This is a genomic window from Rhizobium sp. H4 (assembly GCF_003013335.1).
Taxonomy (GTDB): Bacteria; Pseudomonadota; Alphaproteobacteria; order Rhizobiales; family Rhizobiaceae; genus Rhizobium; species Rhizobium sophoriradicis.
In genome coordinates this window covers 15,750-38,824 of the sequence record NZ_PSOW01000027.1, presented here as the reverse complement: position 1 = coordinate 38,824, position 23,075 = coordinate 15,750, and the positions used below count along the sequence as shown (strand labels likewise).

Genomic DNA, 23,075 nt, shown 5'->3' with positions numbered 1-23,075 from the left:
CTCACGATCAGATTGCGCCGACTTTGACCTTCGAACCGTCAAGAAGGCGCGACAGGCGGAAGGGGGTGGGGTCGACACAGGGTGTATCATTGGCAACCAGGTCGGCCGCCAGGCGGCCGATGCCCGGGCCAAGGCCGAACCCGTGGCCAGAGCAGCCCGCAGCCAAGTATAGACCTCTCACGCCATCGGCAGGTGAGATGACCGGCACTGCGTCCGGTGTGAAATCCACATAAGCTCCCCAGCTGTCGGCGATTTCGATCCCAGCCAGCGCGGGAAATTGTTCTTTGACCCGTTTCAAAATAGCGGCGGCCGTCTGACGGCTCGGAGACGGATCAAGCACGCGCGTCTTCTCGAAGGGCGACCTTCCACGCCCATCCCAACTCTCAAATGCTTCTGGACCTTTGAAAAAGGATTCGCCGATCCCGAATTGCACCGCCTTCAGACGCTTCATGAACATCGGCATGAACCAGCGGGCGTAGCGAAGGCCCTGTGGTGTTATGTCCAGCGTCGCCCGGCCGCTGATCGCAAGTGTGTAGCTGCCATCCAACCGGCGGGTCAAAGCACACTCGGGCGTGTAGATCGCCTCGCCGAGATCGGCCGTAGGGCGCGTGCGAAGCGCGGTCTGACGCACGCTCGCCTGTGGAAAGAGAACGCCATGCTGACGGCAAAACATCGACGTCCAGGCACCGCCGGCGCAGAGAACGGCTTGGGTCCGGATCAGCCCCTTTTCTGTGATCACTCCGGCTACTGCTCCATTCGCCAGATCAAGACCTCGCGCAGCGCAATCTTGATGGACCGTCGCTCCAAGTTTGCGAGCGCCCTCAGCGATGGTCGGCGCGGCGATAGCGGGCTCGCCCTTGCCATCGTCAATGGAATGAACCCCGCCGAGCCATAGGCGACCATTTGCCGGGATTGCGGCAGCCGCTTCTGCGGCACCAAGCATCTTCGTATTGACGTTGAACTGGCGAGCCGTATCACGCCATGCTTCCCATTCCGCCAGTTGCTGCGGGTTGTCAGTAGCGTAGAGCAAACCGCATCGACGGAAACCGACGTCCTCGCCAATTTTGGATTCAAACTCACCCCAGAGCCGCAGCGCGACACCCGAGAGCGGCAACTCCCGCTCATCCCGGTTCTGCTGGCGGCACCAACCCCAGTTGCGGCTCGACTGCTCGCAGCCGACCTGGCCTTTTTCGACCAGAGCGACCGAGAGTCCCCGCTCCGCTAGAAAGAAAGCCGCCGTTGCGCCAATGATGCCGCCGCCGATGACGACGACATCCGCCTTGGCGGGGAGTGCTTCATCGCTGTGTATTCGTTTGAGGAGTGGAGACATGGAGGCTGACCTGAACTGATTTGGAACCGACTTATACGGCACTGTTTCTGCCCCTCAGGCAGAAGTATCTGAGCCGATGACGGCTATTGTATTGAGTTGAAATGGCGGTGCGAGCTGCCCGCAAATTCGGTGGGCAGGGGCAGACTGCCTGGATCAAAGATTGGTGTCATGGCGCGTCCTCGAAGTGAACTCAGCTGAAGCTACCGGAGGAAGGCGAGCAGCATGCATCGAATGAAAATGCACGGACGGCGGAATGTTCCGTGTTCGGCGGCATGACAGTCAAAACTTTGGCCGTTGAGCTGGTAAATTGTAAAGCATCCTCTGACGACAGTGGTTTTGAATCGACTTCCGGTCGTAGCACGACAGACGCCGGGTTCAGGGCCACATCAACCCGACTGCTGCCGGCTCCAATTGATGAGCGCGCACAACCAAAATAGAGATCTAAGCCATGCCTACGGAAATTAATGATCGCCCTGCGCTTGCCATGATCCATACGGTTCCCGGGATCATCCCCTCATTTAACGAACTCGTCGGTCTCCATCTGCCCGGTTGGCGCGCGTTCAACATGTTAGATGAGAGCCTGCTGGGAAACACAATTCGTGAAGGCGCGTTGTCACCTCAAACTATGCGGCGGCTTGCGGGTCATATTTGGTCGGCGGTGGATGCAGGGGCTTCGGCGGTCCTCGTCACCTGTTCCTCACTCGGTCCGGCAGTGGATGCGGCAATGCCGCTCTGCCCCGTCCCACTCTTCCGAATAGATGATGGCATGGCGATTGAGGCGATCCGGCGCGGGAACCGAATTGGCGTCCTTGCAACTCTGGCTACGACAATGAACCCTACAACCCGGCTAATTGAACGCCATGCTCAAGGAATAGGTCATACTGTATCTGTGACCGGTCGTCTTTGTGATGGCGCCTTTGATAAGTTGCGAAGCGGTGACAGGGCAGCGCATGATGCAATGATACGTGAAGGCTTCGCTTCGCTCGTGGGCAGCGTCGACGTGGTTGTTCTTGCTCAAGCGTCAATGGCGAATGCTCTCAATGAAATGAGCGAGGCATCGATGCCGGTACTTACCAGCCCTGAGCTTGGTATCCTGCACATGGCCGCCGCGCTAAATGCGCGCTCCCGCATCCAGGAAAGGCTCTAGGCCAGCGGGTTCACCGGTTTTCCGCAGTTCGACCAGGCCGGCTTGGTACTGCGCGATCCTGATCGCAAAGCAGTGAACAAGACGGCCTCGCGCATCAGGCGGCGCGGCTTTGTAGAACAAGCCAGTCTACCGCGAGCCGCACCATCGGCCTGACCTCAGTGACGGCAATAGGCCCGCACGAGTTCCGGATCCTGCCTGAGCCCGTCGAGCCACGCCGGATCGAGCTTCGGCACCGACGAGAACAGCAGTTGCGAATAGGGATGCTGCGGCGTTTTCACTTTCGAGGGGGTGATTTCCTCGACTTTCCGGCCGCCATACATCACGACGATCTCGTCGCAGATCGCCTCCACCACCGAGAGGTCGTGGCTGATGAAGATGTAGGAGAGGCCGAGTTCGCGCTGCAATTCCTTGAGCAGGTCGATGACGGCGGCGGCGACAACGGTGTCGAGTGCCGAGGTGATCTCGTCGCAAAGGATAAGCTTCGGATCGGCGGCGAGCGCGCGGGCGAAGTTGACGCGCTGCTTCTGTCCACCCGAGAGTTCTCCCGGCCTGCGGTGGCGCAGGTTGCGGGGCAGGCGCACCATGTCGAGCAGTTGGTTGATCCTGATGTTCTGCGCCTGTCGATCCATGCTGTGGTAGAACACCAGCGGCCTGGCGAGGATATCCTCGACGGATTTCGCCGGATTGAGGGCGGTATCGGCATATTGGAAGACGATCTGCATCTCGCGCAGCTGATCGCGTGAACGCTCGCGCGCATTGCGGCGCAGCTCCGTGCCGTCGAAGACGATCTTCCCGACTGCGGCCGGCAGGATGCCTGCGATGGTGCGCGCGAGAGTCGACTTGCCACAACCGGATTCACCGATGATGCCGAGGTTGCGTCCTCTTTCGACTGTCAGGCTCACATGCTCGACCGCACGAACGAGAGGCAGGCCGTCAGCCTGGCGCTGCCCGTAACCGGCAACGACGTCTTCGATTTTCAAGAGCGGCGCCGGCGCGTTCTCGGCAAGGCTTGCTGGGCCGCGCCGTTTCGGTTCGAAGGCTTCGAGCAGTTGCCGGGTATAGGGATGCTTCGCATTGTTGAGGATTTCATCGGTGGTGCCGATTTCCTGGGTCTCCCCCCCTTTCAACACGACGATTCGGTCGGCGATCTGTGCGACGACAGCAAGGTCGTGCGAGACATAGACGCCTGATATGCCGCCCTTCTTCATGACCGATTTGAAGGCGCGCAGCACTTCGATCTGGGTCGTCACGTCGAGCGCCGTCGTCGGCTCGTCGAAGATGACAAGAGTCGGGTTGCCGATCAGCGCCATGGCGGCAGCCAGACGCTGCAGCTGACCGCCGGAAACCTGGTGCGGATAGCGGCTGCCGATCGTTTCCGGTTCCGGCAGGGACAGCGCCCGGAAGAGTTCGATGGCCTTGGCACGCGCTTCTTCCGGCGACATCAGCTGATGAATACGCGTGATCTCGACCACCTGATCCATGATTGATGTGGCCGGGTTGAAAGCGGCAGCGGCCGATTGCGGCACGTAAGCAACCTGGGTGCCGCGTAGTTTGGCCCGCTGCTTTCCGCTGAGCGCCACCAAATCCTTGCCGGCGACCGATACAGTGCCGCCGGAGATGCGACAGCCTGGGCGGGTATGACCCATGAGGGTCAGCGCGATCGTGGTCTTGCCGGAGCCGCTCTCGCCGATCAGCGCGACGATCTCACCCTCGGCAATGTCGAGGTTGACATCTTTGATGATCTCGACACGTCGGCCGGAATCGGTAGTGGCTTCGACCCGGAGGTTACGAATTTCGACAAGATTGCTCATCACTCGCTCCGATCCCGGATTTTCTGCGGCAGGTTGTCGATCAGTAGGTTCACGCTGATCGTGAGGCTGGCAATGGCAAGCGATGGGAACATGACGGCGGGAGCCCCGAATGGCAGGCCGCCGATGTTTTCACGCACGAGCGCACCCCAGTCCGCATACGGTGGCTGCACGCCCAGTCCCAGGAAGGAAAGGCCGGAGAGCAGGAGAACGATGAAGACGAAGCGGAGCCCGAAATCGGCAAGTACGGGACCCATGATATTGGGCAGAATTTCCGAGCGGATCAGATAGAGCGTGCTTTCACCGCGGATGCGGGCGACAGTGATGAAGTCCATGGAATTGACGTTGACGGCGAGCGCCCGAGCGAAACGATAGGAGCCCGGAATATAAATTACCGAAAGCGTCAGGATCAGCACCGGGATCGACGATCCGACGGCTGCGACCACGACCAGGCCGAAGAGCTTGGACGGAATGGAATTCATGGCATCGAGAAAACGGGAGAGCAACGTGTCGAGCCAACCACCGGCGACCGCCGCGATCATGCCGAGTACGACGCCGCTGAAGCAGGCGATCGTCACCGCCGCAAGAGAGATGCCGACCGTGTAGCGCGCGCCCATCAGGATGCGCGAGAAGACATCGCGGCCGAGATAATCCGATCCCATCCAAAACTGCTGGGATATCGGCCCGAAATAGTCGTAATCGACGATTTCGCCCACTGGGTAGGGGATGAGCGTGTGCGCGAAGATCGCGATAAAGGCCCAGAACAGGATGACGGCAAGCCCCAGGAGCCCAACGAGATTGAAGCGGTAGCTGAGCCGGCGCGCCATGGCGGGCCGTTGTTCGATATGGGATGTCATCGCAGCCTCGGATTGGAAAGAATGGCAATGATATCGGCAAGGGTGATGAGGATGAGGTAGCCGACACAGAAGATCATAGCGCAGGTCTGAATGAGCGGCAGGTCGCGCGTGGCCACCGCATCCACCATCAGTTTGGCAATGCCCGGATAGTTGAAGATGGTCTCAACGATGATGACCCCGCCCAGCAGATAGGATAGCGAAAGCGCGATCGCGTTGACGATCGGACCAAGGGCGTTCGGCAATGCATGCTTCAGAACAATGCGACTGCGGGAGGCGCCTTTCAGCAACGCCATTTCGGCATAGGGCGTGTTCAGAGTTTCAACCACGGCAGCCCGCGTCATCCGGATCATCTGCGCCGATACGCCGAAGGTCAGTGTGATCACCGGCATCGCATAGACCCGCAGCAGATCGGTGAAGGTTTTCGCTTCATTCGTAAAGGAAATTGCCGGGAGCCACTGCAGATAGACCGCAAAGAACAGGACCGCCGATGTTGCAATCATGAATTCGGGCACGGAGATCACGCCAATCGTAAGCACCGTGACCGCCCGGTCATAGAGCGAGCCACGCATCATGGCGGCCGTGATGCCGAGCGTCAGCGCGATCGGAACCGCGAACAAGGCGGTTATGCCGGCGAGTTTCATAGAGTTTACGAAACGCCCTCCGATCAAGTCGGCGATCGGCATGTCGTTGGCGTAAGACGTGCCGAGGTCGCCGGACAGGAGCCCTGTCATCCAGTAGACGAAACGCAGGAACGCCGGCTCGTCGAGATGCATGGCCTTGCGTAGCCCCTCGACCGCCTCCGGGGTCGCGGCCTGCCCGAGCAGGATCGACGCCGTGTCACCGGGAAGCATCGTCGTTGCGAAGAACACCGCTAAGGAGACGATCAGAAGCGTGACAGCGGAGATGAACAGTCGACTGGCAATAAGAGACAGGACCGGATTCTTCATATGCAGGCCTCCCGTCGGCCGTTGGCTGACAGTACATTACGAAACAGGGGGACGAGCGGGGACTTATCGCCCCCGGCATGTGCCGATCAGCCTTCCAGCCAGATATATTCCGGGAAGGAGTAGCCCATCATTCCGCCGAGCGGGTTGGTCTCGAGTCCCTTGACCTTGGAGGACACCGCATCGACGTTGGAGAGGTAAGCCGGAATGATGGTGCCGGCTTCTTCCGACACCATGACCTGCATCTCGTTGTAGATCTCGCGGCGCTTGGCCTGGTCGAGCGAGCCGCGCGCTTCGAGCAGCATCCGGTCGAATTTTTCCGACTTGTATTGGCTCTCGTTCCATGGCGCATCGGATGCATAGAGGAGCGAGAACAGGATGTCAGGTGTCGGCCGCGGATTGATATTGCCAAAATGGATCGGCGCCTTGAGCCAGTAGTTGTCCCAATATCCGTCGGACGGTACGCGCTGCACGTCGAACTTCATGCCGATTTCTGCGCCGGCGGCCTGGACGATCATGGCCATGTCGATCGCCGAATTCGCTGCATCGGACGCGATCACCGGGATCGACTGACCGAGAAGGCCGGCTTTCTCGAAGAGGAACTTTGCTTTTTCGGGATCGAACGATTTCGGTTTCAGGTCCCCATTATAATAGAAGTTCGACGGTGAGATCGGCTGATCGTTTCCGATCTCGGCGAGCCCGCGCAAGGCCGATTTTTGAATCTGCTCGCGATTGATCAGATATTTCATGCCCTCTACGAAGCCCTTTTTGTCGCCGGGCGCTGTGTCCAGGCGGATATTCAGGTTCGTGTAATTGCCGGCGGTCGTCTTATTAAGGAAGAATCCTTCCTTGCCATCCACGAGGCGCACAGAGCGCGGATTGATGGCGGCAGCGAGGTGGATGTCGCCCGAGAGCAATGCATTGACGCGGGCGTTGTCCTCAGCGATCGCGAAGAATTCGAACGAGTCAACGTTCGGATGGTTGGGCTTCCAATAATTCTTGTTCTTCAGGCCGACCGAGCGAACGCCGGGCTCGAAGACCTCGCGGACGAAAGCGCCGGTACCGTTGCCCTTGGAGAAGTCGGTCGTGCCGTCGGCGACGATCATGAAATGGTGCATGCCGAGGATCATCGGCAGGTCGGCATTCGCGGTTTCCAGCGTGATCTCAACCGTCAATTTGTCGACCGCCTTGAACCCGGTCATCTGCTTGGCGATCTTAGCGACCTTCGAGCCGACCGCCGGGTCGAGATGACGCTTCATCGAGAAGACGACGTCGTCGGCCGTAAGCGGCTTGCCGTCGTGGAAGGTGACGCCGCTGCGCAGCTTGATCGTCCAGACCTTTGCGTCCTTGGTTTCGACCGACTCGGCGAGCTCCATTCGCGGCGTGCCATCGGACTGAATATAGGTGAGGCGATTGTAGAATGCGCAGCAGCGCACATAGTCGGTCGAAAGCGAAGCTTTCGCCGGGTCGAGCGTGTCGGCCGTCGAGGACGACCAGCCGGCCGCCTTAAGGGCGCCGCCGGCAACGGGCGTGGCCGCGACCGCCTGCGAGGCGCGGCCGAGGATGAGGCCGCCCGCTGACATCGCGACGCCGCCGGCCAGCATCAGTTGCAGAAGTTCGCGCCGAGTCGCGCCGCGGCGGATGGCGGTTTCGATCATGGCGTCGTCGGCTCTGGTCCAATTGGTGATCTTGTCGTTCATCTCATTCCCCTTTTCTTTTGCGGCGGCTGCCTTGCGAGGCGAGTCCGCACCGGTTCATAGTCAGGCACGCGCGGCGGCCACGGCAGCGGAAAGGCCTGCCATGGACGTGAAATGATAGTCTGGTGTCGTGAATTCGGCCGGTTCGATCGTGCCGCCGTAACCCTTCTGGTCATGGCGCCGCTCGATCCAGCAATTGGTCAGCCCCAGCTTCCTGGAAATCCCGATATCGTGATGCTGGCTCTGGGCGACATGCAGGATGTCGTCCTTGGAATGCCCTTCCGAAGCGATGTAGGCGAAGACCGTCTCGAAGAAGGCGGGATCGGGTTTTTCGGTCCCTGTGTCGTCGGCGGTGAAGGCGGCATAGAAGGGATTGCCGAGCTCTTTCTCAAAGAAGGCGAAGGCCCAGCGTCGGGCATTGGTCATCGCAACCAGACGGTAGTTTTTCGCCAGGCTTGCCAGTGCTGCGGTGCTGTCTGCGAAACCTTTCCAGTTTTTCGCCGAGTCCCGCAGCCGCTCGCCGTATTTGCGATCGGCGGGAAGGCCGAGCGTCGGCGCGATTGTGAGATAGACGCGCACGAGGTCGTCGGGAAAGAGGTCGGCGTCGCCGGAATAGCGGGCCTCGCGATAGAGGCTGAGGGCACGTTCGCCATCGATTTCAATTCCCGTTTCGGCCGCGATCTCGGCGAGACAGGCCTTGAGGCCGCCCTCGAAGTCGATGAGCGTGCCGACGACGTCGAAGGTCATATACTTGAATCCCAAAAGGCTCTTGCTCACGCGAATTCCCCAGTGTTCGGCTCCGATGGGAGCACGCTTCTCAAAGAAGAATATTCTGTTCCCGGCGGGATCTTTGTCCCGCTCTTGTGGAAGGCCCGCCTTTGCCGGGATCAAGGCCTTTCGTCGATTTCAGTTTGTCACCTGCACTGCGCCGGATTCTCCGAAATGACGCCCTTGAGCGGCACAAAATTCCGAATCCGGCAGTTTCGCGGTATACTCAGGCGCGCAGCGCCCGGCGCACATCCGGGTCCTCAAGCGTCTCGTCCAGCGTGATGCGCGTGCGCTCGACGATCGCATCGATTTCCGTTTCGGTGCAGCATAGCGGCGGCGCATAACCGAGGACGCCGTTGGCGAAGGCGCGGATGACGAGGCCGTTCTCCCATGCGCGATCGAAGATCCGGCGGGCGGGTTCAGCAGATGACGGCAGCGGCGTCTTGTTGCTTTTGTCGACCACCAGTTCGACGGCCGCGAGCATGCCGCGGCCACGGACATCGCCGACGAGCGGGTGATCTCTCAGCGATTGCAGGCCCCGCATCAGCCGCGCCCCGGCTCTGACGCCATTCTCGAGAAGGCCATTTTCGTAAAGCTTCAGGACTTCCAGGCCGACCGCGGCGCTGACGGGATGGGCCGAGTAGGTGTAGCCGTGACCGATGGCGGTGGCGCCGGCCCCCTCGGCAATCGTTTCATAGACGTGGTCGGCCATGAAGACGGCACCCATCGGGACATAGCCGGAGGTGAGGCCCTTGGCAGTCGTTATGAAATCCGGCACGACCTCTTCCTCGCTGCAGGCAAAAAGCGGCCCGGTGCGGCCAAAGCCGGTGATCACCTCATCCGCCACGAAAAGGATGTCGTGCTCACGGCAGAATTCGCGCATTGCCTTCAGCCAGCCTTTCGGCGGTACGAGGACGCCGCCCGAACCCTGGATCGGTTCGACGTAAAAGGCGGCGACCCGCTCCGGCCCGATCGCCTCGACCTTGCTTTTCAGCGCGGCGAGCGAGGCTTCGATGATCGCCTGTGGATCATCGCCGACGGGGTTGCGATAGGCGTAGTGAGACGGAATTTTATGCTGCCAGTCAAAGGGAAGGCCGAAGCCGGCATGGAAGGCAGGCAAGGCGGTCAGGCCCGCACCCGCCGTCGAGGAGCCGTGATATCCCTGTTCGACCGAGATGAACTGGTCGCGCTCGGGACGGCCTCGGGCATTCCAGTAGTAGCGGATGAACCGGATTGTGCTGTCCACTGCGTCGGAGCCGCCGAGGGTGAAGTAGACATGGTTGAGATCGCCTGGCGCCCGATCGGCGAGTTCTGAGGCAAGCCGGATCGCCGGCTCCGAGCCGAGGCCGAAATAGGCGGTTGCGTAGGGAAGCTCCCGCATCTGCCGGGCCGCTGCCTCGACGATGCTCTCGTGGCCGTAACCAGCATTGACGCACCAGAGGCCGGCGAAGCCGTCGATCAGCTGTTTGCCGGAAGCGTCGGTGACCGTTGCGCCCTTGGCCGAGGTCAGCACGCGCACGCCATGCTTCTCGTGGCTGCGGTAGGAGGCGACCGGATGGATGAGATGGGCGCGGTCGAGTTCGATGAGCGAATTGGCGTACATGAGGTCTCCGATCAGCCGAGCGCCTGGCTGGCAAGCGCGAAGGTGGTGGCAGCAGGGGCGGCGGCATGGCCGACCCATGGCTTCCCGCAAGTCTGCCGGAGTGCCGGCGGGCAGATCGTCTGAAGGCCCTGGTTCAAGCAGTATCTTATGGCTTTGCGATCATGGGTCGCCGCATCTTATGCTGGCGGACCGACCCTCTCGCAAACCGCTTGCTGCGAGTGTGTTGCAGGCCTGAGTCTTGTCACTGCATCATCGCCAGCGCGGCAGTGAAGAAATCTTCGCCTCCGAAATTGCCTGATTTCAACGCCAGAAGCATATCGCCTTGCGCATTGCCGACCGTGCGCAGCACCGGCACGCCGGGAGCAATTTCGGGGCCGATCAGAAATGCCGGGATGGCGAGCTTGTCGACTGCGGCCCCCGATGTCTCGCCGCCTGCGACCACGAGGCGCCGCACGCCTCTCTCCACCAGTTCGGCGGCGATGATCGATGTGGCGGTCTCGATCGCGTGGCCGGAGGCCTCCCGCCCATATTGCGATTGCAGCCGGGAGACGGTTTCGGGCGCCGCGCTCGCGGCGACCACGACGGGACCGGCGGCGATGCGCTCTCCGGCCCAGGAAATCGCCGCGGCGATCTCATCCGGGCCGGCGGCGAGCAACCGCTCGGGATCAAGCCGCAGCACGGGCATCACTCGTTCGGCGACGTCGATCTGGCGCAGCGTCGCCTTCGAGCAGCTGCCGGCAATGATCGCCGAAAGCCCGCCTACGGGGCGAATGACGTCTTCACCTGTCGCGCGGCCGGATATTCGGCCGGAGCGAACGAGGGCGCGGGCAAGGCCGAGGCCGAGGCCGGACGCGCCGGTGGATACCGGTGTTTCCAGCGCGACCTCGCCCAGCGTTTCCAGATCGCGTTCGAAAATCGCGTCGGCGATAGCCATGGTCGCGCCGGTCCTGAGCAGGGCATCGAGTTTCGCCTTGGCGGCGGCCGGTCCGGCTGCGATGGCTGGGAGATCGATCAGTCCGACGGTGCCGCGCGATTGCCGGGCGAGAACCCGCACGAGATTGGCGTCGTGCATTGGGTTCAGCGGGTGGTCCTTGAGCGGGCTTTCGTTCAGCGGCTGGCCGCCGACGAAGAGGTGGCCGAGATAGACGGTGCGCCCCGTCTCCGGAAAGGCTGGTGTAACCAGCACGCCACCGCCGCCCGCAGCCTCGATCAAGGCCTCGGTGACCGGGCCGATATTGCCGGCATCGGTGGAATCGAAGGTCGAACAGATCTTGTAAAGCACATGGCCCGCGCCCTGCTGGCGCAGCCAGCGCTCAGCTTTGGTCGCAGCGGTCACGGCGTCAGAAGCCGGAACGGAGCGGATCTTCAGGGAGACGACCACAGCATCGACATCCGGCAGCGCGAGCGACGGATCGGGAATGCCGACCGTCTGCACCGTGCGCAGGCCGTTTTTCGTCAGCGTGTTGGCGAGGTCGGACGCGCCGGTATAGTCGTCTGCGATCGATCCAAGTGAAATTGCCATCGTTTAGAGCCTTTCCTGGTTAGATTGAAGCATTCTGCCGGAGCAGGTTTTCGTCAGGGCAGAGGCGATTGGCGATGGGCATACCCCCAGGTACGTCCGAGCCGATCGCCTCTGATCCAGGCGGAAAGATGCCCGGCCCACCGGCCGCACCGCTTCGCCGTGGCGAAGCGGTCAGTGCGTCCGGCGTTTTTCAGTCTTGCAGATTTGCCTGGCAAATCTGCGGGAGGGTTGGCTGAAACGGGCCGGCTGATCGACCGGCCGGCTTGGCCGTAGAGCCGGGCTACGACGCGCGCCGGCAGGTCGACCATCCGACTCCGTTTGAGCCAACAGAATGTTTCAATCTGACCAGGAAAGGCTCTAACTCCGTGCAAAAGGTTTGAACCAGCCAAGGCCGTCCAGGGTCCGGCCGCGCGGGACATATTCGCAGCCAATGAAGCCGTCATAACCCAGCCGGTCGATTTCGCCGAACAGGTAGGGGTAGTTCAGCTCCTCTCCGTCCGGCTCGTTGCGTGACGGCACGCTGGCGATCTGGATATGGCCGGTGATCGGCAGCAGGCGTCGCATCGCCATGGCGACGTCGCCATGGATGATCTGACGGTGATAGATGTCGAACTGGAGTTTCAGGTTGGGCAGGCCGCATTCGGCGATCAGCCGCTCGGCCGCGGCGAAGTCGTTGAGAAAATATCCCGGCATATTGCGCCAGTTGATCGGCTCCAGCAGGAGATCGATGCCTTTTTCCGCAAGCCGGCCGGCGGTGTAGGCGACGGAGCGCCGGTAGGAGACGGCGGCCTCCTGATCACGAGGGTCGGCGATACCCGCCATCAGGTGCAATCGCCTGACGCCCGTCGCCGCCGCATAGTCCAATGCCCGCTCGACATCCGCCTTGAGGTCGTCGAACCGTCCGGGAAGGGCCGCGACGCCGCGCTCCCCCGCACCCCAGTCGCCCGGCGGCAGGTTGAACAAAGCCTGTTGCAGGTCGTTGCGGGCAAGTCGTTCGGCGATCGCCTCCGGTGCGGCCTCGTAGGGAAAAAGGTACTCGACGGCGGAAAACCCCGCATCGGCTGCCGCGTCGAAGCGGTCGAGGAAGTCCCATTCGTTGAACATCATCGTCAGGTTGGCGGCGAAAACAGGCATATCGATATTCCTTACCGGCTCTGCGGCTCTTTGGCGGAGCCGGGCAATTGCGCGCCGGAAAGCTGCGCGTAGAGGCGCGCAAGCGAGGAATCGTCGTCACGGCCCATGCCGGCTCCGGCGGCCGCCAGGTACATCTGCAGGGCCGCTGCCGCGAGCGGTGCCGGATAACGCTCGGAACGGGCCATATCCTGGACGATGCCGAGATCCTTGACGAAGATCTCGATGCTGCTGAGCGGCGTATAATCTCCGGTCAGCACGTGCGGCACGCGATTTTCGAACATCCAGGAATTGCCGGCCGAGGCGGTGATGACTTCATAGACCTTGTCGAGGTCGAGGCCCTGTTTGGCGGCAAAGCTTATCGCCTCGCATGCGGCTGCGATGTGCACGCCGGCGAGAAGCTGGTTGATCATCTTGAACGCAGCGCCTGTTCCGGCGGTATCGCCGAGCTCGTAGACCTTGCCGGCCATGGCATCGAGGGCGGGGCGCGCCGTATCGAAAGCCTGCCTGGAGCCGGACGCCATGATCGTCAGCTCACCAAGCGCCGCCTTGGCCGCACCGCCTGAAATCGGCGCGTCGAGGTAGAGCAGGCCGAGGGCCTCAGTCCGTCCCGCCAGATCGCGCGCCACGGCGGGATCCATGGTCGCCGACGAGATGAAGACGGCGCCGGGCTTCATCGTGGTCGCAGCGCCCTGCGGTCCGAACAGCACCGTCTCGGTCTGCGCGCCGTTGACCACCACGGAGACGACGATGTCGGCGTCCTTAGCGGTGTCGGCCGGGGTCGCCGCGCCACGCCCGCCTTCGGCGACGAAACGGTCCACCGCTGCCGGGGTTATGTCATATCCAACGACGTCGAGACCCGCGCGCTTCATCGACCGGGCCATTCCCAGCCCCATGGAGCCAAGACCGATAACGGCGACAACGACGGCAAGGCTCGAGTTTTCAGCAGACGGTGTCATGAGAATGTCCTTCAGGCTCATTTTGGCAGCGCTGCCATTCCTTTTAAATCAATCGCGGGGCATTGCCAACGGGAAATTGGCAGCGCTGCCAAAAATAACTTGCTTCTTGTCCGAAGTGGTGAAAAATGACAGTGGCAGCCTTGGCGCCCAACAACTGGTGCGCGCCTCAAAGCTTCCTAGCGCCGGATCTGAAATAGACATGGAACTCAAACATCAGGCGACGGTCACCATTGCAGAAGTCGCGGAGGCTGCCGGAGTTGGGGAGAGCACGGTGTCGCGCGTTCTGCGCAACCATGGTTCGTTTTCAGGCAAGACGCGCGAGCGGGTGATGGCTGCCGTTGAACGGCTAGGCTATGTGCCGAACCGGATTGCCGGAACGCTCGCTTCCACCACCTCACGCCTTGTCGCCTTCGTCATTCCCTCGCTGTCCAACATCGTCTTTGCCGACGTGCTGCGCGGTGCCAGCGCTGTTCTGGAGGAAAACCGTTATCAGGCGGTTTTCTCCGTGACCGACTATGATCCGGGCAAGGAGGAAGCACTCGCCGCCGCGATGCTAGCCTGGCGGCCGGCGGCGGTGATGCTGGCAGGGTACGAGCATACCGAAGGCACGGCGAAGATGCTGCGCGCCAGCGGATGCCGGGTCGTGGAACTGCTGGATCTGGACGGCGATGCCCTTGATATCGCGGTCGGCTTCTCGAACCGCGCGGCCGGACGCGAGAGCGCTGCCTTCCTGCTCAAGCGGGGTTATCGCCGGATCGGCTATGTCGGTCACGACCTGAAGCGGGACACCCGCGCCGGCAAGCGCTTTTCCAGTTTTTGCGAAACGCTCGATGCCGCCGGCGCCCCCCTGGTCGCCCAGGAAATTCTTGCCGGCCCATCCTCGGTGGAGAACGGCAGGTTGGCGCTGGAGCGACTGCTTGCACGCGCGACCGATCTCGATGCGGTCTATTTTTCCAACGACGACATGGCGCTCGGCGGTTATTTTCATTGTCTCGCTCAGGGGATCGCAATCCCGTCGCAGCTCGCCATTTTTGGCTATAACGGCCTCGATATCGGCCGGGCGATACCGCAACCCTTGTCGACCATCCGGACGCCGCGCGTGGCGACGGGTGAGCTAGCCGCGCAGTTGGTCGTCGCCAACGCGCCGCCGCAGGCCATCGATCTCGGCTTTGAGCTGATCGAAGGGGCAACCGCATGAATTGGAGGAACTGTCATGTCCGACGCGCGCCTGCGTGAGGAAATCTGCCGGTACGGCCGCTCGCTGTTTGAGCGCGGGCTGACGCCCGGATCGTCGGGCAACATATCGTTGCGGCTGGAGGACGGCGGCTGGCTGGTCACGCCGACCAACGCCTCGCTCGGCTTTCTCGATCCGGCGCGTATTTCAAGGCTCGATGCCGAAGGCCGGCTTCTGTCCGGCGACAAGCCGACCAAGGAAATCCCGCTCCACACCGCCCTCTACGAGACACGCGGCAGCGCCCGCGCCATCGTCCATCTTCATTCCACTCATGCGGTGGCGCTGACCATGCTGCCGGAGATCGATCCGCGTGCCGCTTTGCCGCCGATGACGCCATATTATCTGATGCGGGCCGGCGAGACTGCTTTGGTTCCCTATTACCGTCCCGGCGATCCGGCGGTGGCCGATGCGATCCGCGGACTGGCGGGCAAATATTCGTCTGTGCTTCTGGCCAATCATGGACCCGTCGTCGCCGGTGACAGTCTGGAGGCGGCGGTCTTCGCAACCGAGGAACTGGAGGAAACGGCGAAGCTATATCTGCTGCTGCGAAACCTCAATCCCCGCTTCCTCAGCCCGGAGCAAGTGGCCGATCTCGTCAAGACCTTTGGCCTCGATCTTCCCTCGCACCGCGATCACGATCACGATTGAACCCTCATCGCTTCGAGGATCGTCGAGCTCGACGGCATGATCGCCTGCGGGAGCGCGCAACCTTCTGCCAAACGCCGGTTTCTATACGATAGATTCTGCTTCCGATGCCGCCGATTCAGGCAAGCGATGGGCAAAGCGGTGCCTATGATTGTGAACACGTTCCACAGCTCCGATCGTTCGAGGATATGCAGATGACCACGTTCCGTCCGAAATACATCACCTTCGATTGCTACGGCACGCTGACCAACTTCCAGATGGCGGAAGCGGCGCGCGACCTTTACGGCGACCAGCTCGACGAGCCGCGCATGGCGGAGTTCATCAAGAATTTCGCGGCCTATCGTCTCGACGAGATCATGGGCGCCTGGAAGCCCTATGCGGAGGTCGTGCACAATTCGCTCGAGCGGACATGCAAGCGCAACGGCGTGACCTTTCGCGACGAAGCCGCGCAAATGGTTTACGAGCGTGTTCCGACCTGGGGGCCGCATCGCGACGTACCCGAGGGTCTTGCCAGGGTTGCCAAGGAGATTCCCTTGGTCATCCTGTCCAACGCCATGAACGCTCAGATCATGTCGAATGTCGAAAAGCTCGCGGCGCCCTTTCACGCGGTCTATACCGCTGAGCAGGCCAATGCCTACAAGCCGCGTTTCCAGGCTTTCGAATACATGTTCGACATGCTGGGCTGCGGGCCGGAGGATGTGCTGCATTGCTCGTCCTCCTTCCGCTACGATCTGATGTCTGCGCATGATCTCGGCATCAAGAACAAGGTCTGGGTCAATCGCGGTCACGAGCCGGCCAATCCCTATTACGGCTATGTCGAAATCCCGAATATTTCGGGCCTCCCGGGCGTCGTCGGGCTCTGATGGAGACAAGCGGATGCAGTTCCAATCCTACTGGCACGCCACGGCCCCTCCTTTTGCGGAGGCGGCCAAAGGTCCTGTCGAAGGACATTATGATGTGGCCGTCATCGGCGCCGGGTTCACCGGGCTCGCAGCCGCGCGCCAGCTTGCGAAAGCCGGCGTCATGGTCGTTGTGCTGGAGGCCGAACGCGTCGGCTGGGGAGCATCGGGACGCAATGGCGGCCATCTCAATAACGGGCTCGCCCATATGGGCCGCTATGTCGCCGGGCTTGCCGCCGCAGCCGCCCGCCATGGAGCGACGATCTTCGAACAGGCTGCGGTGACCGCTCACAGGCAGGGTAATGGCCGCCACAGCCTTCAGACCGCGCGGGGCACCGTTACCGCCGATCACGTCCTTGTCGCGACCGGCGCCTACACGCCGTCGCTCTTTCGCTATTTCCGCCGGCGGGTCATTTCCGTCGGCAGCTTCCTGATCGCCACCCGTCCGCTCAGCGATGCTGAAATCGCCGCGACGATGCCGGGAAATCGGACCTGTGTCACCTCGATGAACATCGGCAACTATTTCCGGCTGTCGCCGGACAAGCGGCTGATCTTCGGCGGTCGCGCCCGCTTTTCCGCAACGTCGGATCAGCGATCGGATGCAAAGAGCGGCGATATTCTGCGTACCAGTCTCGCCGAGATCTTCCCGCAGCTTGCCGGCGTCGAAGTCGATTACTGCTGGGGCGGGCTCGTCGATATGACGAAGGACCGCTATCCGCGTGCCGGCTATGTCGACGGCGTATGGTACGCGATGGGCTATTCCGGCCATGGCGCCCAGCTTTCCACCCACCTCGGCATGATCATGGCCGATGCCATTATGGGCAAGACGGACCGCAACCCGGTAAAGGGGCTCGAATGGCCCGCCGTTCCAGGCCATTTCGGCAAGCCGTGGTTCCTGCCAATGGTCGGGCTTTATTACAAGGCGCTTGATCGCTTCAAGTAAGCGGCGCGCACGCGAGAGCGGTTCGATCTTTCCAGAACATAGATGGTGCATGGGCGCCGGGATGAATTTCCGGCGCCCTTTGTTTTTGCGGGTCAGGAAAGCCCGCCGATGTGGAAGCTCTTCATTTCCAGATATTCCTCGATGCCGCACTGCGCGCCCTCACGGCCAACGCCGGATTGCTTGACGCCGCCGAACGGGGCGACCTCGGTGGAAATGGCGCCGGTGTTGAGGCCGATCATACCGAATTCGAGCGCTTCGCCGACACGCCAGGAGCGCTTCAGGCTCTCGGTGTAGAAGTAGGCGGCAAGGCCGAAGGGGGTCGCATTGGCAATGCGGATCGCCTCTTCCTCCGTGTCGAAGCGGAAGAGCGGCGCAACCGGCCCGAATGTCTCTTCGCTGGCAAGCTGCATGTCGGTTGTCGCCCCGCCAAGCACCATCGGCACCGCATATTGATCACCGGCCGGCACAGAACTCGCAGTGGCGAGGATTCTCGCGCCCTTTTTCACCGCATCGTCTACATGACGTTTGATCTTCTCGATCGCCGCCTTGTTGATCATCGGCCCGATATCCGTGCCGGCATCCGTGCCGACGCCGACTTTCATGGCCGAGATGCGCGCGCCAAGTTTGGCGGCAAAGGCATCGTAGACGCCGGACTGGACGAGAAGGCGGTTGGCACAGACGCAGGTCTGGCCGCCATTGCGGAATTTCGAGGCAATCGCACCTTCCACGGCAAGATCGAGATCGGCATCGTCGAAAACGATAAAGGGCGCGTTGCCGCCGAGTTCGAGGCTGAGCCGCTTGACGCTGTCGGCCGCGCCGCGCATCAGCAGCGAGCCGATGCGGGTCGAGCCGGTGAAGGAAATCTTGCGGACGGTCTGGTTGGTCATCAACTCGTCGCCGATTCCGGCCGGCATGCCGGTGACAATGTTAATCACGCCCTTTGGGATGCCGGCCCTCTCGGCCAGGACGCCAAGCGCCAGCGCCGAAAACGGGGTCAGGTCCGAGGGCTTGATGACGACGGTGCAGCCGGCCGCAAGCGCCGGCCCCACCTTGCGGGTGATCATCGCATTGGGGAAATTCCACGGCGTGATGATTGCCGAAACGCCGACAGGCTCCTTCAAAACGACGATCCGCCGATCGGCTGTCGGCGAGGGAATGGTCGTTCCGCCGATGCGGCGGGCTTCCTCGGAGAACCATTTGATGAACGAAGCGCCGTAACGGATTTCGCCGCGTGCTTCCGTCAGCGGTTTGCCCTGTTCCCTGGTGAGGATCAGCGCCAGATCCTCGATATTGTCGAGCATCAGATCGTGCCAGGCTTCCAGCAAGGCGGCGCGCTCGGCATGGGTCTTTTTCCGCCACGAGCTAAAGGCTTTTTCCGCCGCCGCGATTGCGGCCCTTGTATCGGCTCCGTCCATATCGGGCACCGTGCCCAGCACATGCTGCGTCGCCGGGTCGGTCACCTCGATCGTGTGGCCGGCTGCAGCTCCGCACCATTCACCGTCGATGAGCCCTTGCTGGCGAAGCAGGCTGCCATCCCTTAATCCGTTCATTTTATCCCCTTTCATCAGAACATTTTATTTCCACAAGTTCGGGCGCGCCGTTTTGCGCGGCATCCGCTAGTCGAGTGCTGAAAGCACCGACGCCGTGATCGCGTCGGTTTTGTCCTTGCCGGGAATTGCGCCAATGCCGCGCGCTGTCGTCGCTTCGATTGCGGCCATCACCTTTTCGGCGGCAGCCGTTTCTCCGAGATGCTCCAGCATCATTGCGCCCGACCAGATGGCGGCGATCGGATTGGCGATCCCGAGATGAGCGATATCGGGCGCGGACCCGTGAACGGGTTCGAACATGGATGGCGCCGATCGATCAGGATTGATGTTGGCCGATGCCGCAAAGCCGAGTCCGCCCTGGATGGCGGCGCCGAGATCGGTCAGGATGTCGCCGAACAGGTTGGAGGCGACCACGACATCGAGGCTTTCGGGCGCCATGACCATGCGGGCGGCCATGGCGTCGATATGGTAGCTGGTCACCTCGACGTCGGGATATTCCGCAGCAAGCATCTGGGTAATCTCGTCCCAGAAGACCATCGAATATTTCTGCGCATTGGACTTTGTCACCGAGGCAAGCTTGCCGCGCCGCCGATGCGCCTGCTCGAAGGCGAAACGCAGAATGCGTTCGACGCCCTTGCGGGTGAAGATCGAGGTCTCCACGGCGACTTCGCTGTCGGTGCCCTGGTGGACGCGGCCGCCGGCTCCGGAATATTCCCCCTCGGTATTTTCACGAATACAGAGGATGTCGAAGCCCTCAGACCGCAGCGGCCCCTGCACGCCAGGTAGCAGCCGATGCGGGCGGATATTGGCATATTGCACGAAGGCCTTGCGGATCGGCAGCAGGAGGCCGTGCAGCGACACGGAATCCGGCACTTCACGAGGCCATCCGACGGCGCCAAGCAGGATCGCATCGGAGGATCTCAGCGTCTCGATGCCGTCGGCGGGCATCATGCTGCCGTTTTCCAGATAATAGTCGCAGGACCAGGGGTGGCGGATTGCCTCGAGAGAAAATCCGCTTGAACCGGCTGTCTTCTCGAGCACGGCCCAGGCCGCTTCGGTCACGTCCCGGCCGATGCCGTCTCCGGGCAGAAGGGCGATCTTGTAGGTTTTCATCGCAGCTCCTTAAAGGCTGATGAGCACGCTCTTGCTCTTGCGGTTGGCGTGATAGGCTTCGCGGCCGAGATCCTTGCCGATGCCCGACTGTTTGTAGCCGCCGGTCGGCAGGATATGGTCGCGCGAGCGGCCGTAGCGGTTGACCCAGACGGTGCCGGCCTGCAGGCGGCGAGTGAGGCGGATCGCGCGCGAGAGATCGCGGGTGAAGAGGCCGGCGGCCAGCCCATAAGATGGATGGTCTGCCAGCCTCAGCGCCTCCTCCTCATCCTCGAAAGTCTGGATGGTCAGCACCGGTCCAAAGATTTCTTCCAGAACCGCGGGCGATGTTGCCGTCACACCTGACATCAGCGTCGGCGCGTAGAAATAACCTTCGCGGTCGAGCCGGCCGCCGCCCGTGAGGCATTCGGCCCCGCCTTCGATCGCGGCGCGGATTATGCCATCCATGCGGGCGATCTGGCGTTCTGAGATGACGGGCGAATAGTCGGTCGTTTCCTCCCAGGTGGGACCGGGACGGATTGCCGCCAACCTCGCGAGAAGTGCGGCTGCGAGCGCTTCCGCCACCTTTGCTTCGACGATGAGGCGGGATCCGCAAACGCAGGCCTGGCCGGCATTGGACAAGATGCTGCCGGCGATGGCGCCTGCGGCGAGTTCGAGATCGGCATCGGCGAAGACCAGCTGCGGGCTCTTGCCGCCGAGTTCCAGCGTCATCGGCTTCACCCCGGTCCGGGCAATATTGGCCATGATCGCCGCGCCGGCCGCGGTCGAGCCGGTGAAGCTGACCTTGGAAATTCCCGGATGTCCGGTGATGGCGGTTCCGGTGGTCGGACCGTCGCCGAGGACGACGTTGACGAGGCCAGCGGGCAGGCCGGCCCGCACCGAAAGTTCGGCAAGGTAGAGCGTCGAAAATGGCGTCATCTCCGATGGCTTCAACACCACCGCATTGCCCGCCGCCAGCGCCGGGGCAAGTTTCCACCCCGCCATCGACAATGGAAAATTCCACGGCGTGATCGCGCCGACGACGCCGTAGGGCTCCGTCACGATCATGCCGAAATTTTCGTCGTCGGTCGGGACGAGATCGCTGCCTTCCTTATCGGCGAATTCGGCGAAGAAGCGGATCTGCTCGGCGGTGACGGCGATATCGCCGGCGATAAGCTGGCCGACGGGGCGGGTCGAGGAGAGCGCTTCGAGCTTGGCGAGGGTCCCCGCCTCGGCTTCGATCAGGTCCGCCCAGCGCTGCAGCGCCTTGGTGCGCTCGCGCGGCCGCACGCCGCCCCAGTTGCTGCTGTTCAATGCTTTTCCCGCCGTCTCGACGGCGTGGTCGACAAGGGCCTCGTCGGCAAGCGGGCAGCCCGCATAGGCTTTGCCGTCGGACGGCCGATGCATGTCGATGACGGCTTCGGCCGGAACCAGCTGGCCGCCGATGAAATGTCCTACGGGCAAGGAAATCGTGTTTGGGTCGAAGCTGAGTGTCATCGCATGTCCTCGGGATGGGCTAACACAAGCCTAACCGGGGAAAGCGAGCAGCATGCATCGACCGGAGGTGCCGAGGCGGCGAAAAATTGCGTTTTCGCCGCCGCCACCAGTCAATTCTACGGCGTCACGTGACGGTCACGTAAATCTTGCGCACCGTCTCGATCGTCTTCCAGACGCCGACGAAGCCAGGTTTCATCACGAAACTGTCGCCGGCCTTGTAGACCACCGGATCGCCGCCTTCGGGCGTGAGTTCGACCAGGCCAGAAAGGATATGGCAGAACTCGAACGTTTCGCCTTTGATCGAACGCGTCTCGCCGGGCGTTGCCTCCCATACGCCGGTATGAACCGTCTCTGCGCGGGCGACGTCCTGCGCCCAGGTCTTGAAGGTGGGACTGCCTGAGATCAGGCGCTCGGCAAGGGGGCGGACACGCGCGGCGCCTGGGATGGGTTGGTGTCGATCGTCTTGAGCAGGGACATGGCTTTTCTTTCCGGGTTTACGTTTGGACGGGATGAATCAGTAGCCGCGGCTGCGGTCGATGAGCCCGATCGGATCGAGGCCCGCCCCGTGCCGCTTGATATTGTCGATCACCGCCGCCGCGGCCGTTTCGGCTTGGGTGACGCTGGCAATGTGCGGCGTCAGCAGGATCTGCGGATGGTTCCAGAAGACGTGACCCGCAGGCAGGGGCTCCGGATCGGTGACATCGACGACGGCGCTGGAGAGATGGCCGGTATTGAGGGCATCGACGAGCGCCTGATGATCGAGCTGCGCGCCGCGGCCGACATGGACGAGCGCAGCGCCGGCCGGCAGCCTTGCGAAGAGCTCGGCATTCAGGAAGCCGCGCGTTTCCTCCGTCAGCGGCAGCAGGCAGACGAGAATGTCGGTGGTTGCAAGCAGGGTGTCGAGACCGTCGCTGCCGCTAAGGCAGCGCACGCCGTCGATCGCGCGTGGACTGCGGCTCCAGCCGGAAAGTGGGAAGCCGAAGGGTTGCAGACGTTCGAGCACTGCGCTTCCAAGCATGCCGAGCCCGAGCACGCCAATGCGGCGTTCTGCGGCCTGTACCGGTTTGATCGGCTGCCAGATGCCGCGCCGCTGCTGGTCGAGATAGGCCGGCAGGTCGCGATGGAGCGCAAGGACGGCGAGTGTCGCATATTCCTGCATCATCCTGACGATGCCTTCCTCGACCATCCGCACCACCTTGACCCGCGCAGGCACGGTATCGATGCGAAACTGGTCGATGCCGGCGCCGATCGAGAACAGGATTTCGAGATTGCGATAGCGCGCGAGATCGTCGGGTACGGTCCAGGTGATCAGGTAACGCACAGCTCCCGGTTCGACGGATGCCGGGTCCATGGAAAAGGCGATGTCGGGCAGTTCGCGCGCGAAGGCTTCTGCGAATATGGTCCCGCGCTTCGCGTCGGAATTGAAGAGAAAGGTCATTGCATCGGCTCCTTGAT

20 protein-coding genes and 1 pseudogene are annotated in these 23,075 nt (G+C 62.1%); 5 read left to right on the top strand and 16 right to left on the bottom strand.

Annotated features, from left to right (window positions below):
• Positions 1-7 precede the first annotated feature (7 nt).
• Positions 8-1,330 (bottom strand): FAD-binding oxidoreductase, encoded by a 1,323-nt coding sequence (locus C4N04_RS29555; protein WP_077989161.1) that lies wholly within the window; start codon positions 1,328-1,330, stop codon positions 8-10.
• Positions 1,331-1,778: 448 nt separating this feature from the next.
• On the opposite strand from C4N04_RS29555, the gene C4N04_RS29550 reads away from it, so the two are divergent.
• The gene (locus tag C4N04_RS29550) at positions 1,779-2,477 is read left to right on the top strand and encodes an aspartate/glutamate racemase family protein (RefSeq protein ID WP_077989053.1); all 699 of its coding nucleotides are present in this window, start codon (positions 1,779-1,781) and stop codon (positions 2,475-2,477) included.
• 155 nt (positions 2,478-2,632) lie between these two features.
• On the opposite strand, the gene C4N04_RS29545 is transcribed toward C4N04_RS29550, so the two are convergent.
• The 10 genes from C4N04_RS29545 to ltnD form a co-directional block, all read right to left on the bottom strand.
• Positions 2,633-4,288 carry an ABC transporter ATP-binding protein gene (locus C4N04_RS29545; protein WP_077989054.1) on the bottom strand — a complete coding sequence of 552 codons (1,656 nt, stop codon included), beginning with the start codon at positions 4,286-4,288 and terminating at the stop codon, positions 2,633-2,635.
• Entirely contained in the window at positions 4,288-5,142 is an 855-nt protein-coding gene (locus tag C4N04_RS29540; protein ID WP_077989055.1) for an ABC transporter permease, read from the bottom strand. Before C4N04_RS29540 ends, C4N04_RS29545 begins: the two co-directional genes overlap by 1 nt.
• Complete coding sequence (locus C4N04_RS29535; protein WP_077989056.1) at positions 5,139-6,089, bottom strand: ABC transporter permease; 951 nt, start codon at positions 6,087-6,089, stop codon at positions 5,139-5,141. The genes C4N04_RS29540 and C4N04_RS29535 overlap by 4 nt, the downstream gene beginning before the upstream one ends.
• An 86-nt stretch (positions 6,090-6,175) precedes the next feature.
• Positions 6,176-7,786 (bottom strand): ABC transporter substrate-binding protein, encoded by a 1,611-nt coding sequence (locus C4N04_RS29530; RefSeq protein WP_077989057.1) that lies wholly within the window; start codon positions 7,784-7,786, stop codon positions 6,176-6,178.
• A gap of 60 nt (positions 7,787-7,846) precedes the next feature.
• Entirely contained in the window at positions 7,847-8,560 is a 714-nt protein-coding gene (locus C4N04_RS29525; protein ID WP_199852514.1) for an HAD-IA family hydrolase, read from the bottom strand.
• 217 nt (positions 8,561-8,777) lie between these two features.
• Complete coding sequence (locus C4N04_RS29520) at positions 8,778-10,154, bottom strand: aspartate aminotransferase family protein (protein ID WP_040112271.1); 1,377 nt, start codon at positions 10,152-10,154, stop codon at positions 8,778-8,780.
• A gap of 11 nt (positions 10,155-10,165) precedes the next feature.
• Complete coding sequence (locus C4N04_RS32545; protein WP_280954374.1) at positions 10,166-10,291, bottom strand: hypothetical protein; 126 nt, start codon at positions 10,289-10,291, stop codon at positions 10,166-10,168.
• A 104-nt stretch (positions 10,292-10,395) separates the two neighbouring features.
• Complete coding sequence (otnK, locus tag C4N04_RS29515) at positions 10,396-11,676, bottom strand: 3-oxo-tetronate kinase (RefSeq protein ID WP_040112270.1); 1,281 nt, start codon at positions 11,674-11,676, stop codon at positions 10,396-10,398.
• A 357-nt stretch (positions 11,677-12,033) separates the two neighbouring features.
• The gene (otnI, locus tag C4N04_RS29500; RefSeq protein ID WP_106797672.1) at positions 12,034-12,810 is read right to left on the bottom strand and encodes a 2-oxo-tetronate isomerase; all 777 of its coding nucleotides are present in this window, start codon (positions 12,808-12,810) and stop codon (positions 12,034-12,036) included.
• An 11-nt stretch (positions 12,811-12,821) separates the two neighbouring features.
• The gene (ltnD, locus tag C4N04_RS29495) at positions 12,822-13,766 is read right to left on the bottom strand and encodes an L-threonate dehydrogenase (protein WP_106797684.1); all 945 of its coding nucleotides are present in this window, start codon (positions 13,764-13,766) and stop codon (positions 12,822-12,824) included.
• 199 nt (positions 13,767-13,965) lie between these two features.
• On the opposite strand from ltnD, the gene C4N04_RS29490 reads away from it, so the two are divergent.
• The 4 genes from C4N04_RS29490 (at position 13,966) to C4N04_RS29475 (ending at position 17,487) form a co-directional block, all read left to right on the top strand.
• Entirely contained in the window at positions 13,966-14,964 is a 999-nt protein-coding gene (locus tag C4N04_RS29490) for a LacI family DNA-binding transcriptional regulator (RefSeq protein WP_106797671.1), read from the top strand.
• Positions 14,965-14,979: 15 nt separating this feature from the next.
• Positions 14,980-15,648, top strand: coding sequence for an aldolase (locus C4N04_RS29485; RefSeq protein ID WP_040112267.1), 669 nt, complete (start codon positions 14,980-14,982; stop codon positions 15,646-15,648).
• 191 nt (positions 15,649-15,839) lie between these two features.
• A complete protein-coding gene (locus tag C4N04_RS29480; RefSeq protein ID WP_009983979.1) occupies positions 15,840-16,508 on the top strand; it encodes a haloacid dehalogenase type II in 669 nt (222 codons plus the stop codon).
• A 13-nt stretch (positions 16,509-16,521) separates the two neighbouring features.
• A complete protein-coding gene (locus tag C4N04_RS29475; protein ID WP_106797670.1) occupies positions 16,522-17,487 on the top strand; it encodes an FAD-binding oxidoreductase in 966 nt (321 codons plus the stop codon).
• A gap of 92 nt (positions 17,488-17,579) precedes the next feature.
• Here the strand turns inward: C4N04_RS29475 and C4N04_RS29470 are convergent, their stop codons facing one another.
• The 5 genes and pseudogenes from C4N04_RS29470 to C4N04_RS29450 form a co-directional block, all read right to left on the bottom strand.
• Entirely contained in the window at positions 17,580-19,037 is a 1,458-nt protein-coding gene (locus C4N04_RS29470) for an NAD-dependent succinate-semialdehyde dehydrogenase (protein WP_096763125.1), read from the bottom strand.
• A 66-nt stretch (positions 19,038-19,103) separates the two neighbouring features.
• Complete coding sequence (locus C4N04_RS29465) at positions 19,104-20,147, bottom strand: tartrate dehydrogenase (RefSeq protein ID WP_077989065.1); 1,044 nt, start codon at positions 20,145-20,147, stop codon at positions 19,104-19,106.
• A 9-nt stretch (positions 20,148-20,156) separates the two neighbouring features.
• Positions 20,157-21,620 (bottom strand): aldehyde dehydrogenase family protein, encoded by a 1,464-nt coding sequence (locus tag C4N04_RS29460; RefSeq protein WP_106797669.1) that lies wholly within the window; start codon positions 21,618-21,620, stop codon positions 20,157-20,159.
• Between the two features lie 124 nt (positions 21,621-21,744).
• A pseudogene (locus C4N04_RS29455) lies at positions 21,745-22,097 on the bottom strand (cupin domain-containing protein).
• A 37-nt stretch (positions 22,098-22,134) separates the two neighbouring features.
• Positions 22,135-23,058: a glyoxylate/hydroxypyruvate reductase A gene (locus C4N04_RS29450; RefSeq protein WP_106797668.1), complete on the bottom strand. Its 924-nt coding sequence runs from the start codon at positions 23,056-23,058 to the stop codon at positions 22,135-22,137.
• Between the last annotated feature and the right edge of the window lie 17 nt (positions 23,059-23,075).

Bases quoted from the DNA above. Each gene is read 5' to 3' on its own strand.
- C4N04_RS29555 (WP_077989161.1), bottom strand. From the start codon at position 1,330: ATGTCTCCACTCCTCAAACGAATACACAGCGATGAAGCACTCCCCGCC.
- C4N04_RS29550 (WP_077989053.1), top strand. From the start codon at position 1,779: ATGCCTACGGAAATTAATGATCGCCCTGCGCTTGCCATGATCCATACG.
- C4N04_RS29545 (WP_077989054.1), bottom strand. From the start codon at position 4,288: ATGAGCAATCTTGTCGAAATTCGTAACCTCCGGGTCGAAGCCACTACC.
- C4N04_RS29540 (WP_077989055.1), bottom strand. From the start codon at position 5,142: ATGACATCCCATATCGAACAACGGCCCGCCATGGCGCGCCGGCTCAGC.
- C4N04_RS29535 (WP_077989056.1), bottom strand. From the start codon at position 6,089: ATGAAGAATCCGGTCCTGTCTCTTATTGCCAGTCGACTGTTCATCTCC.
- C4N04_RS29530 (WP_077989057.1), bottom strand. From the start codon at position 7,786: ATGAACGACAAGATCACCAATTGGACCAGAGCCGACGACGCCATGATC.
- C4N04_RS29520 (WP_040112271.1), bottom strand. From the start codon at position 10,154: ATGTACGCCAATTCGCTCATCGAACTCGACCGCGCCCATCTCATCCAT.
- otnK (WP_040112270.1), bottom strand. From the start codon at position 11,676: ATGGCAATTTCACTTGGATCGATCGCAGACGACTATACCGGCGCGTCC.
- otnI (WP_106797672.1), bottom strand. From the start codon at position 12,810: ATGCCTGTTTTCGCCGCCAACCTGACGATGATGTTCAACGAATGGGAC.
- ltnD (WP_106797684.1), bottom strand. From the start codon at position 13,766: ATGACACCGTCTGCTGAAAACTCGAGCCTTGCCGTCGTTGTCGCCGTT.
- C4N04_RS29490 (WP_106797671.1), top strand. From the start codon at position 13,966: ATGGAACTCAAACATCAGGCGACGGTCACCATTGCAGAAGTCGCGGAG.
- C4N04_RS29485 (WP_040112267.1), top strand. From the start codon at position 14,980: ATGTCCGACGCGCGCCTGCGTGAGGAAATCTGCCGGTACGGCCGCTCG.
- C4N04_RS29480 (WP_009983979.1), top strand. From the start codon at position 15,840: ATGACCACGTTCCGTCCGAAATACATCACCTTCGATTGCTACGGCACG.
- C4N04_RS29475 (WP_106797670.1), top strand. From the start codon at position 16,522: ATGCAGTTCCAATCCTACTGGCACGCCACGGCCCCTCCTTTTGCGGAG.
- C4N04_RS29470 (WP_096763125.1), bottom strand. From the start codon at position 19,037: ATGAACGGATTAAGGGATGGCAGCCTGCTTCGCCAGCAAGGGCTCATC.
- C4N04_RS29465 (WP_077989065.1), bottom strand. From the start codon at position 20,147: ATGAAAACCTACAAGATCGCCCTTCTGCCCGGAGACGGCATCGGCCGG.
- C4N04_RS29460 (WP_106797669.1), bottom strand. From the start codon at position 21,620: ATGACACTCAGCTTCGACCCAAACACGATTTCCTTGCCCGTAGGACAT.
- C4N04_RS29450 (WP_106797668.1), bottom strand. From the start codon at position 23,058: ATGACCTTTCTCTTCAATTCCGACGCGAAGCGCGGGACCATATTCGCA.